Genomic DNA, 12038 nt, shown 5'->3' with positions numbered 1-12038 from the left:
GAATTCGCCATGAACCACAACGCACTCCCAAGCGACCTGCAACTGGATACCCTGCGTGACGCGTACCAGGCCGGCAGACTGACACCCCGGCAACTGATCCTGGCCCTCCATGAAAAGGCCGCCGCGCTGAATCCTGACTTTCATCTGTACATCCACTTGCTCAGCCCGGCAGAACTGGAGCCTTACCTCGCTGCACTGGAAAACCGCGATATCAAAGACCTGCCGCTGTACGGCATCCCGTTTTCGATCAAGGACAATATCGACCTGGCAGGCATTGCTACTACCGCAGCCTGCCCGTCCTATGCGTATGTGCCACAACGTTCGGCAACCATTGTCGAGCAACTGATCGCCCTGGGTGCCGTGCCCATGGGCAAGACCAACCTCGATCAGTTCGCCACCGGCCTGAACGGCAGCCGTTCACCCTATGGCGCATGCCCCAACAGCGTACTCAAGGAGTACCCGTCCGGCGGGTCGAGCTCCGGTTCGTCACTGGCCGTGGCATTGGGTGTCAGCAGCTTCTCGCTGGGCACCGACACCGCAGGCTCGGGCCGGGTGCCTGCTGCGCTGAACAATCTGGTCGGCATGAAAGCCAGTAAAGGGCTGATCTCCACGGCTGGCGTGGTGCCGGCCTGCCGTACGCTGGATTGCGTCACCACCTTCACGGCCACAGCAAGGGAAGCCAGCCAGTTGCTGGGGCTGGTGGCCAGGCTGGACCCTCGCGACGAATACAGCCGCCGAAACCCGTTGTGGAACGACGCTTCGGCCTTCGGCGCGCCCCGCGCTTTCCGTTTCGGCGTGCCACGTGCCGAAGACCTGGAGTTTTTCGGGTGTGCCGAAGGACCGCAGTTGTTCGAGGCAGCGCTCGCTCATCTGAAAGCACTGGGCGGTGAAGCTGTCACCCTGGATCTTTCGCCCTTCCTGGAAGCGGCGCGTCTGCTGTATGAAGGCCCATGGGTCGCCGAACGCTACAGCGTGGCCGGGCAATTGATGCAGGAAGTTCCCGACGCCGTGCTGCCCGTTATCCGCGCTGTACTGGACAAGGCACCTGCGGTCACGGGTGTCGATACGTTCCGGGCGCACTATCGTTTGCAGGCACTCAAGGCAATCTGCGACAAGGCGCTTGAAGACCTGGACTTCGTGGTCACGCCCAGCATCGGTCGCCCGGTCACCTCGGCAGAACTGGAAGCAGAACCGGTGTTGCGTAACTCGGAGCTGGGTTACTACACCAACTTCGTCAACCTGCTGGATTACGCAGCCGTTGCAGTGCCCAGCGCCGTCATGAACAACAGCCTGCCCTGGGGCGTGACGCTGTTTGGTCGGGCCTTTACAGATCAATACCTGCTAAGCATCGCCGACGCCTTGCAACGCCAGACCGCACTGCCACTGATCGGTGGCCACATTCCAGATCTGCCTCAACCCAAGTCCGCCGCCCGCAATGACATGAGCCGCCTTGTGGTCTGTGGAGCCCATCTGGACGGCCTGGCACTGAACGGGCAACTCAAGCAGCGCGGTGCACGCTTGCTGGAAGTGACACAAAGCTCGCCCGACTATCAGTTATATGCTCTGGCAGGCGGCCCGCCGTTTCGTCCGGGCATGTTGCGTGTAGCGCAAGATGGCGTGGCGATAGAAGTGGAAGTCTGGGAACTGCCGAGCCGTGAGCTGGGTTCATTCCTGACCGGCATTCCCGCACCGCTGGGGCTGGGCAAGGTGCAACTGGCCGATGGACGCTGGGAAAGCGGCTTTATCTGCGAACCTTATGGCCTTGAAGGCGCGACCGATATCAGCCATCTGGGCGGCTGGCGTGCTTATCTGCAGCAGCGCTGAACCTATAAATAGATAGGCAACTGCGCAGCCTTGGCAGTGACATAGTAAGCGGCCACTCACTTCGCTATGTCACTGTCATGGATGAACTCTGGAAATCCCTCTCTGCTGCTTCCAATCTGGAGCATCCCGATTTCATCATATTGCCGGGTCCTGATTCGGAACGAAAAGACAGTCTCAATGGCTCGGGGGCATTTTCCCTTGCGCCGCTGCATTACCCGACTGACGAAAAACCGCTGCCGGAGATCGCCTCGCCATCACCTTCGGCATTACCCGATGCACAAGCCATACAGCGACTGAAAAAGCTCAGAAAAAGCCCCGGCTTCAAACTGCTTGCCGACTCGATCCTGCTGTTGAAAACCCTGCAACTGGACATGGACTACCCTCCTCCCCAGCGGGCGTATATCCGCGAGCAACTGAAAGCCCTGCTGCTGCAGAAGGCAGGCAAGCAACTGGACCCTGACACACTGCACATCACCTTCACGACCGAAAACCGGCCCTCGGTCGATGAGCGTGGGCGCGAGCGTTACAGCGCCCGACTCTCCCTGACCGAACTGGCCCTGATATCTGGCGACACGAGCCGGCTGGCAGACCTGCTGAACTGCACGATAACCGACACATTGCCGGACCCGGATACGCCATCACTAAGCTCCAGGACACTGTTTGACCTCATCATCAACGCCCCGTGGGTCGATGACTACATCAGCAAGGTCAATGCCTTCTGGCACAAACATGAAACGACTTACCGCACACTGGCCAGGCTTTCCTTTCTAGACGTGCTGGCACGAAAGTTCGCCCGGAAAAAGATCAGCCGCAACGGTTATTACCTGACGCTCGATGCACTGGGTTTCAAGCACTTCCCGGCCGACAGTAAGGCGCTGGAACAGACCACACGAGGCGACAGCTCTGAGGTCCGCATGTTGTCTATAAACGGTCAGCTCGTACCCGGCATCTTTCAGGTCAGATCGCTGAACACTTCCCATTGTTTTATTCATGTCCTGGGTGATGCGGCAACCATCACCGAGTACATCAGCGACGAACCGCGTCAGATGAGCCAACGGTTGCTCGACACGCTCAATGCCTCAAGGCAGCACCGGCTCTGGCTGGGCCAGTACATTTCCGGGGAGAGCATTGCGCTCGTGGTCGAGTCGGTAGTGCTTCAGGGTGACGTGTTCAGCCACCTGACAGATGCTCAGAAAACATTCGCACTCGACCTGCTGGAAAGCGTGGATGGCGCCCACGATATCGACCTGCTCAAACCCATTGCACGTGGCCTGACCCTGGCAGGAGCGGTAGACCTCTGGCAGACAAAGGCCCCCATCCTCGGGCAAATCCCCGCACCGCTGAAAATAGCGGCGCAGCTCATGGCTGAAGTCATCCTCACCCTGCATGGCGCAGAGCTAAACCCTGATCACGTCTTCATTGCCTATCGACGCGGGCACTCGGTCACGCCGCTGGGCAGCATTCTGCGACCTACCGTTCATGTACACGTACCCGACGAGAAACCCGTCAGCCTCAGTGAAGCCCTGATGAGCAATTATCGGGTGCAATACCCTGCCGGCTATATCGACCATGGCGGTCGGTCGGTGGTGTATCTGGACACGACCGGCAAAGGCGTCTGGTCAGCCGACAAGGAGCTTGCGGTTGCGGCCCTGGATATCGAAGAACGGATAAAAGCCATCGACTTTCTGCACCTGATGTCCCGCCGCCTCGATGAATTCTGGGAACAACAGGCGCAGAGGATCGAGCAGATATTTCAGGCCATGTTGATCAGCCAGGCCGTGATCTGCCTGAAACAGGGCAGCCTGCTGCGCAGCGGCTTCGACAGCATCGTGAAGTCATTGACGGACCCCGCTGCGCAATGGCTCACCCTGGGCTTTGAAGTGCAGAACTCATTTGTTGAAGGTGTAGAGCACCAGTATTGCGCTGGCCTGCTGGTGCTTGAGGAGCCCGACAAGCCGCAAAGGGTGCTTTATCAAGCCGGGCTGCCCAAGGCGCTCATTGAATTCAAGAACGATGAGGCCCTTCAGGAATACCTCAGGCAAGCCACCGGGGACGAGAAGTGGCGCACGGCCGTACTGAATTACGTACCGGGCCGCAATCAGGAGCGCTTGAACTATCTGTTCAGGTTATGGGGCGGAGTCCAGGCACCAGACCCGCCTGCTTCGATACTGCGCCCCTGGACAGACGCGATATACAACCCCGATGTGCGCAAGGCATTAAGCCATTCGCTGCATAGATATCTGCTGCCGGGCTCGCCGTTCGCTTTCATGCGCCAGACACTGAAACAGAACACCCTGGAAGAGACCCAACAACAGATCGTGACTTCGACCCAGCTTTCGCTGCGCTACTGGACACAGCGTCTGAGTCATCTGCAATGGGTGCTGGCCCCCATGTCTTTTCTGCTGACCCCTGCGTTCATTGCGGTACTGGCCATCGACATCGGCATCACGTCCCTGAACATCGTAGCGGCCAATCAGCCCGGCAGTGGTCGTGAGGAAAAGAAGCAGGCGATCCTGTCTGCACTGTCATTGGGGTTGTTCAGCCTGATGCCTTTCACGCCAAGGTTGCTGGGGGCGCTCAAGAAAGTCGTGACGCCTGTAAAAAACATCGTGCGCACGCAACGCGCCACAGCCGCGCTCCCCTTGAGTCTCGCGTCACTGTTTGGCCGCTCAATGCAACCTCGGCAAACCCGTCTGGAGAAGTTCTTTCACACCGACAGCATGCTCAAGGTCTGGACCGTGCCTGGACACCCTCTCTACGGCAACCTGCCCATCCACGCCTGGAAGCTCGGGCGCAAGTTTCTGCTCTGGACATCCAGCAAAGGTCAGGCCCGCACTCTGGTGGTCAGCACCCATGGCCAGTATCTGCCCTGGAGTTCGACGGTCAAAATCCCCAACGGAACCGAAATACATACCTATGCTCCTCATGGCTATCTGCTTGCCGATCCAAAGCTGCATCGCGTCGTCAGCAAAAAAGTCGGCCCGTTTGCCATATCGAATGACGTGGGTAATACCCTGGCGATACCACCGTCTTCACTGCCCTCGCTGGTAGTCACCGACAAACTCATGGCGGGCACCTCGGTTCGCGGCAGATTGAAAAATTACACCTTGTCCAAGTTCCAGACTGTGGCCGATGAAACCTATCAGGACATTGCCAATATTGTGCGCAATTCCAATATATCGCCTTTCAAAGGACAGCTCCCGTCCACCCCCATGGATATATTGACGGTGCGTAACCGTTTTGCAATGTCTGCCCCCGCGCTGGAAGATCTGTTCAAGACATTATGGGCGCAGGGTATTCATTACGACCGTATTCTTTTGGTGCATTGTCGATGTTCCGCCATTGACGCCTTCCTGCGTCGAAGCCCGGTTTATCTGGCTCCGGCGCTTATCAATGCGCCCTGACTGAAAGTGGCCAGAGACTTGCTTTATATATCCGGTTATTAATGAATCGCCGATTCATTTAATATACGTACTCTCAAGGATATCCAAGAAAGCGGATTTTTCATGCCCCATCAGTCTGCAATGACCTCTCACCGTTCATTATTGATGACCTTGATTTTTTTGCTGGGAAGCGGTTTTCTGGCAACCACACTGCTGAGTTATTACGTATCACGAGAATCCATTCGCGACGGTATTATCAACACTGAGTTGCCATTGACGTCGGATACGGTCTATTCAGAAATCCAGAAAGATCTGGTACGGCCCGTTCTCATCTCTTCGATGATGTCGCGCGATACCTTCATGCGCGACTGGGTGGTCGATGGCGAACGCAATCCTGAACAAATGACCCGCTACCTCAAGGAAGTCATGGATCATTACGGAGCCTACACGTCCTTTTTCATCTCCGATTCCACCCATATCTATTACCACGCCAAAGGCATTCTGAAAAAAATCAGCGCCCTTGAACCACGAGACGCCTGGTATTACCGGGTGCGGGACATGGACGTGCCATACGAAATCAGCTTTGACCCCGATATGGCCAACAAAGACAACCTGACCTTTTTCATCAACTACAAAGTATTCGACTACAACAACCGGTTTATCGGGATAGCCGGAGTAGGTCTTACCGTCGATGCCGTCACCCAACTGATCGACCGCTACCGACAACGCTATGAGCGCAACGTCTACCTTGTCGACACCTTCGGGCGCATCGTGCTGACCGGAGCCGAGGGTGGACCCCAAGGCGCAACCATCGGGCAACGGCTGCAAGACCTGCCCAGCATGAAGGACCTGCAGAACAAACTACCCAAACCTCACAGCGGTACCTTTGAATACAGCAACCACGGCGAAGGCCACTTTCTCAATGTGCGCCTCATACCTGAACTCGAGTGGTACCTGATCGTCGACAAGCAGGAAGACACCGCCCTGAGCGACATTCGCCATTCGCTGTACCTGAACCTGTTCATCTGCCTGATCGTGACGCTGGTGATTGTGCTGCTCCTGCATCGAATCATCATCAGCTACCAACGCAAGCTTGAAGCCCAGGCCACCCTCGACAGCCTGACCGGCCTGCCCACGCGCCGGGGCTTCAACCTGCTGGCCCTCAATACCCTCAAGGATACCCAGCGCGAAGCCATCCCCTTGACCGCACTGTTGCTGGATCTGGATCGCTTCAAGCGGCTCAATGATACGCACGGCCATCTGGCGGGCGATGAAGTGCTGGCCGGTTTTGCCAATGACCTTAAAAGCTGTCTGCGCCAGTCAGACATCATTTGCCGCTGGGGCGGCGAAGAGTTCATCATTCTGCTCAAGGGCAGCGACACTCAGGGTGCCCAACGCATTGCCGAAAAAATCCGCGAACTGGTCGAGCAGCATGTGTATGTCTTTTCCGGCATACCGTTGCAGATTACGGTCAGTGTCGGGCTGGCCGAACTGCAAAGCGATGATAACCTGCAAAGCCTGATCGCCCGTGCCGACCTGGCGCTCTATCGCGCCAAGCTCAACGGCCGCAATCAAGTCTGTATCGAGAAACCGGTCCCAGCATGAACACAACAGCGACAAAACCAGACTCCAGCCTGTGCCCGGTATGCGGCCTGGGCAACACCTGCACACTGGCCGACCCGCGCACGGTCGATCAGGCATGCTGGTGCTTTTCGCAAAGTATCGACCCGGCCGTGCTCCAGGCCCTGCCCGTTGAACTCCGCAATCAGGCCTGCCTGTGCCCGCGCTGCGCCGGCGTCGCAAACAGTGTGCAGGCCAAACCGGAGCGATAGGCGTACCATGCGCGCTCCTTGCCCATCGCCCTGTCACCCTCATGCGTCTTGACCGTTTTCTCAGCAACCTGCCCCGCTTCAACCGCCAGCATGTCCGCCTGGCGCTAGCCAGCGGGCGAGTCAAAGTCGATGGCCTGGTGATTGGCGATCCGCATCATGAAGTGCGCGAGTTCAGCCGCGTGGAATTCGACAGCGAATTACTGCAGGCCGGCAAGGCAGCGCGTTATTTCATGCTGCACAAGCCGCGTGGTTATGTGAGTGCAACAGTCGATGCACAACACCCGACCGTGCTCGACTTGCTGGATGAACCCGACAAACATGAACTGCACATCGCCGGTCGGCTGGATTTCAATACCACCGGCCTGATGCTGATCACCAACGACGGACAGTGGTCACGTCGACTGACCCAGCCGCAAACCAAACTGCCCAAAGTGTATTACGTCGAGACAGAGCAAGTTATCGACGAACGGTACATAGCAAAGTTTGCCGAGGGTTTTTACTTTGCCTACGAGAACATCACCACCCAACCTGCCACGCTGACCCTGCTCGGACCTCGCCGTGCAAGGCTCAGTATCGTGGAAGGCCGTTACCATCAGGTAAAACGGATGTTCGGTCATTTCGACAATAAAGTATTGATTCTGCATCGAGAAAGCATGGGGCCTCTGGCCCTGAACCCCGAGCTAGAGCCCGGCAGCTATCAGGCACTGAGTCGCACACAAATTCAGTCGATCTGAAAAAGTCACTACCATTCGGCGGAACGGTCCGATCAATTACGAACGGCACTTGCGGGTTCCCGGATCCCCTGCTTGAATCCAATCGTCAGTCCACATGTGACTGGCAAGTCAGCAACGCATTCTAAGAAACCTTTTGCCGTATCGAACCCTCGGGTTCACGACAAATTGCCCGCCAATAACAATACCTGTCGAACAGATCGTTCGGATCGACATGGGCCTTCAAGGCTAATGCCTACCTGTCACCAAACCGTGCATTTTTTTATTTGCGCTAGCGCATACGCATATCTGTAAGTCAGGAGACATACATATGAGGCCAGAAATCGCCGTGCTTGATATACAAGGACAGTTTCGGGTTTACACGGAGTTCTACCGCGCAGACGCCGCGGAAAAAACCATCGTCATGGTTAACGGCTCGCTGGCCACCACTGCTTCTTTTGCCCAGACCGTTCGCAATCTGTATCCACAGTTCAACGTAGTGCTTTACGACCAACCCTATGCTGGGAAATCCAAGCCGCACAACCTGCATGAAAAACCCCTGACCCGGGAAATGGAAGGCCAGATCCTGCTGGAGCTGATCGACCACTTCAACGCCGAACACGTCATGTCGTTTTCATGGGGCGGAGCCGCCGCCATGGTTGCCCTGTCGCACCGGCCAAAACGCATCGAGAGCGCTGTCATCAGTTCGTTCTCGCCGATCCTCAACGATCACATGCGCGACTACCTGAACCGTGGCCTGAAGCACCTGGGCGAGCACAACCGCCATGAAATGGGCCACCTGATCAACGACACCATCGGCAAACACCTGCCATCGCTGTTCAAACGCTTCAACTATCGTCACGTCAGCAGCCTGGACCTGCACGAATACGACCAGATGCACTTTCACATCAGCCAGGTGCTGGAACTCGACCCGAGCAACTACCTGACGGCTGCGAAAAACATCAACGTACCTGTGCTGTTCATGAACGGAGTGCGGGACGAATACACCGCAGCGGATGACGCGGTGCTCTTCGCCAAGTACGTGCAGAACTGCAGCTTCAGCACCATCGAAGCCGCCGGGCACTTTCTGGACATGGAACACAAAGCCGCCTGCCGCGACTCCAAAAAGGCACTGATGAGTTTCCTGCAACCTGTCGTAGAACCCGCTCGCCACGCCTACAGCCAGACTCAACACCATGCCTTCGCCTTCTGAGGCCGGCGCTCGACAGAGCCGAGGAACCATTCGCCAACGCAGGGAAAGCAGCAACTGGCGGATGGTCTCCCTGGGCGCAGTACAGCCAGAAAGCGCGGCTGGATGAATTTAGCGCTTTAACTCGCACCGGGCATCTGGTACAAAGTCAGCCGCTCAGAGCGGGTATAGTTTAGTGGCAAAACGAAAGCTTCCCAAGCTTTAGTTGAGGGTTCGATTCCCTCTACCCGCTCCAGCCTTTCCTTAGAAAAATCCTTTTTAATCAACATCCTCTGCTGATTAACTTCTGCAATACCATTGATCAATTTCCCCATCCTGAGTACATCTGGCAGCAATGCCCACTGCGCACAGGTCTCTTGAGATTTTGTGAGCTGCGCCCACAATGGGACCGGTAAGATCAGCCCTGCATCCCGCGAACGCACAAACAATCTCAGCGCCGCGAGCCGCAATCATGACTCACGGATGATCGCCACTCGATCATGTGCACCCGTCGCGGACATAGGCGCCAAGCGAGGTGGGGCAAAGCGGCGCACGCCTGAGTTGAAGCACATCAAATTCCCTGAATCGTACCGGTTCAGTGAAACTACCAGTTACCAAGTCAAATTGACCTGGGGCGTTATCGGGCGGCAACCTTCTCGTTTTGGTCTGAACTCATACAGGGACTTCACGTGGAGGAGGATAAACACGACTCTTTTTTTGACTCACTCTTGCATCAGAAGCGCCCAAACGCTGGAGCCTCATGGGCAGCGTGGGCCAAAACCTCTATACCAGAACCCATGTACGCCCCCAAAGATGAATGGCCATCTCCCAAGGAGCGCGCAGACCTAGTCTTCGCCAAATCCTGCGTTGCTGAAAATTGGTGCAGCACAGAAGCAGGAACGATCACCGAACCAGCCTCCAACTTCGGCAACATCATGGTTGTTGCCTCCATGCTTTTGCCTTCGTCGGCAGATGCATTGGCAATGGCCATCGGTGCTGATGCCGGACTGGGCCGTGTTGCTGGCGGTGGCATCATGCAAAAGCGTATGACGTGGGCAATACGTGGCGCCGGGGGACCGATAAGCGTTTTTATAATGGGCATGCTCCCCACCAAAATGGGTGACGGCACACTCCATACAGATGAACAACTGCGCAGCATGGGAAAGGCCACAACACGGGTGCGCTTTCAGTTCAGGCGTGATGCCGAAGGCATAGCAAAGATCTACGGCATTCACACCGGCGCGTCAGGTGATGACTCGGTACGCATAGTGCAGGTGAAGTGGAACGCAACCAAAACTGCGATGGAGGCCGAACTAAACGGGATCACCATTCTCTGGACGCCGCCAAACAGCTCTTCAGGAATGCCACCACTGACTTACCCCGACCAAAGCAGTGAGCAACTGGGTGCCATCCTTGTGCACCCAATCCCGGAAAACACGGACAGCCTGATTGAAGGCCTTCCCGGCGACGACATTACAACTGACGACTGTATTCTGGTCTTTCCGGCAGAAACGGGCTTAAAGTCGCTGTATGTGGTTTATGCAAAGCCGCTTGGCGGAGACCACAGCTATCATCCGGCCCCCAGAGGGCTTACAGCTTTTCCAGATGCACGGATTACCCCACGGAAAACATCGATACAGGGCGGAGGGGGGCTACGCAAACGATGGAAGACAAGAGATGGCACTATTTTCGAGTGGGATAGCCAACATGGGACTGTTGAGAAATACAATAAGCGCGGAACCCATCTTGGAGAGTTTAATCACGAAACAGGTGAGCAAACCAAAGACGCAGATAAAAACAGACAGGTAGAACCATGAAATTTATCATCGAAGCATTCGACAAAGAGAACGAATTTCTAGATTTTGAAATTGTTCTACCAGATGACTGCGAAGCCCAACTAGCCGAAATTATGAATTGGTCATCACCGCAGCGAGGTATTGAAGGTTACAACCTTAGCAATACCCAGCTGTCCAGCATCGAGGTGTTGGCAGGTAAGCGTTTCAACGACGAGAAACACATATTTCAACTGACCTGTAACGTAAGTTGAATTAAAACCTCCCACGGCTGCCAGGAGGCGTGCGAGCTGTGATCGAGATCGACTATCCCGAATCAGACGGTCGCTCAAGTCTGAGCCGATACGCCAAGATGGCGGCGGCCGGCAGATTATCGCAACTTGTCGGGTATGAGGTGTATCGCTTTGGCACTTATGAGCTCTGTCAGCCAAACCTGCTTGGTTTTACTGGCTGAACTCGAAGAAGACTCGGCAGAGCCCTGGATTTCATTTTCGTCATAAATTGAAATCCTCAAAACCGGCGGGTATGCTCATTTCAAATCCAAGGAATTTTGAAATCGTGATCAAGCTCCCGCCAAAGGTGAACCTCGATCCTTTCAAAGAGATCATCGAGCATCATCAGCACCATCTGGCGGCCTATATCGAGATGAATCAGGCTTTGGACGCCAATGGGCGTTACCTTCTACGACAAATTGCGTTTCAGGATTCCTGCCGGGCTTGACCATGGGCTGGCCTGGTCGGTTGTGAAACTGGCGAGAAGCAGGCAACTGACGCCAGTACTGCTACTCGGAGAGCCTGCGAAAATATGCAACTTCCTCTATACGCCTGCGATGCACCTCGCTGTGTCGGCGTGCGACCAGCACACGACGACGGCTGCGCTTGAGTGGATGTGCTCAAAAATCGGGGAAAGCAAACATCTGCAGTATTTGCTTAAAGACCTGATTGAAGACGAAGCCATCAGTAGCAGCCAGTTGGAAGGTGCAGCGACGACGACCAAGACAGCAAAAGAGTTACTCAAGCGCAAACGCAGGCCTGAACCCCCCGATGAGAAGATGATCATCGGTAATTTCAGGATGATGAATCATGAATCGCCCCGGGTTTCGTAGACACCTCCATGCCTTAAAATGAGGCCAATCAGGAGGTGCCATGAGCAACCCGCGTTATCCCGAAGAATTCAAAACCCAAGCGGTCAATCAAGTGACCGAAAAGAAGCTTCCCGTCGCTGACGTAGCGGCCCGTCTTGGTGTGTCGACGCATAGCCTCTATGCGTGGATAAAGCGCTACAGCAAACCTCAAGAAGAACGGCAG

General features: G+C 55.7%; 9 protein-coding genes, 1 tRNA gene and 1 pseudogene. All 11 read left to right on the top strand.

Annotated elements, in window-relative coordinates; all coding sequences use genetic code 11:
* The first annotated feature begins 9 nt into the window (after positions 1-9).
* Positions 10-1824: an allophanate hydrolase gene (gene atzF / locus CKW23_RS24890; protein ID WP_025261598.1), complete on the top strand. Its 1815-nt coding sequence runs from the start codon at positions 10-12 to the stop codon at positions 1822-1824.
* 77 nt (positions 1825-1901) lie between these two features.
* Positions 1902-5228: a dermonecrotic toxin domain-containing protein gene (locus tag CKW23_RS24885; RefSeq protein WP_095068590.1), complete on the top strand. Its 3327-nt coding sequence runs from the start codon at positions 1902-1904 to the stop codon at positions 5226-5228.
* 102 nt (positions 5229-5330) lie between these two features.
* Positions 5331-6812 carry a diguanylate cyclase domain-containing protein gene (locus CKW23_RS24880; RefSeq protein ID WP_095068588.1) on the top strand — a complete coding sequence of 494 codons (1482 nt, stop codon included), beginning with the start codon at positions 5331-5333 and terminating at the stop codon, positions 6810-6812.
* Entirely contained in the window at positions 6809-7039 is a 231-nt protein-coding gene (locus CKW23_RS24875) for a cysteine-rich CWC family protein (RefSeq protein ID WP_095068586.1), read from the top strand. Before CKW23_RS24880 ends, CKW23_RS24875 begins: the two co-directional genes overlap by 4 nt.
* Before the next feature lie 41 nt (positions 7040-7080).
* A complete protein-coding gene (locus CKW23_RS24870) occupies positions 7081-7773 on the top strand; it encodes a pseudouridine synthase (RefSeq protein ID WP_095068584.1) in 693 nt (230 codons plus the stop codon).
* A gap of 307 nt (positions 7774-8080) precedes the next feature.
* Positions 8081-8962 carry an alpha/beta fold hydrolase gene (locus tag CKW23_RS24865; RefSeq protein ID WP_025261602.1) on the top strand — a complete coding sequence of 294 codons (882 nt, stop codon included), beginning with the start codon at positions 8081-8083 and terminating at the stop codon, positions 8960-8962.
* Between the two features lie 158 nt (positions 8963-9120).
* A tRNA-Gly gene (locus CKW23_RS24860) sits at positions 9121-9194 on the top strand.
* Between the two features lie 541 nt (positions 9195-9735).
* A complete protein-coding gene (locus tag CKW23_RS24855; RefSeq protein ID WP_095068629.1) occupies positions 9736-10755 on the top strand; it encodes a colicin E3/pyocin S6 family cytotoxin in 1020 nt (339 codons plus the stop codon).
* Complete coding sequence (locus CKW23_RS24850) at positions 10752-10985, top strand: hypothetical protein (RefSeq protein ID WP_095068582.1); 234 nt, start codon at positions 10752-10754, stop codon at positions 10983-10985. The genes CKW23_RS24855 and CKW23_RS24850 overlap by 4 nt, the downstream gene beginning before the upstream one ends.
* Positions 10986-11289: 304 nt before the next feature.
* Positions 11290-11815, top strand: a pseudogene (locus CKW23_RS24845) (Fic family protein); the annotation flags it as partial.
* A 61-nt stretch (positions 11816-11876) separates the two neighbouring features.
* Positions 11877-12038, top strand: a 162-nt coding sequence (locus tag CKW23_RS24835) for a transposase (protein ID WP_143498983.1), incomplete at its 3' end; no start/stop codon positions are given.

It is taken from the genome of Pseudomonas sp. Irchel 3A18 (assembly GCF_900187465.1).
GTDB lineage: Bacteria > Pseudomonadota > Gammaproteobacteria > Pseudomonadales > Pseudomonadaceae > Aquipseudomonas > Aquipseudomonas cichorii.
Note: the sequence above shows the minus strand (reverse complement) of the source record. Positions and strands in the feature narration are given on the sequence as shown.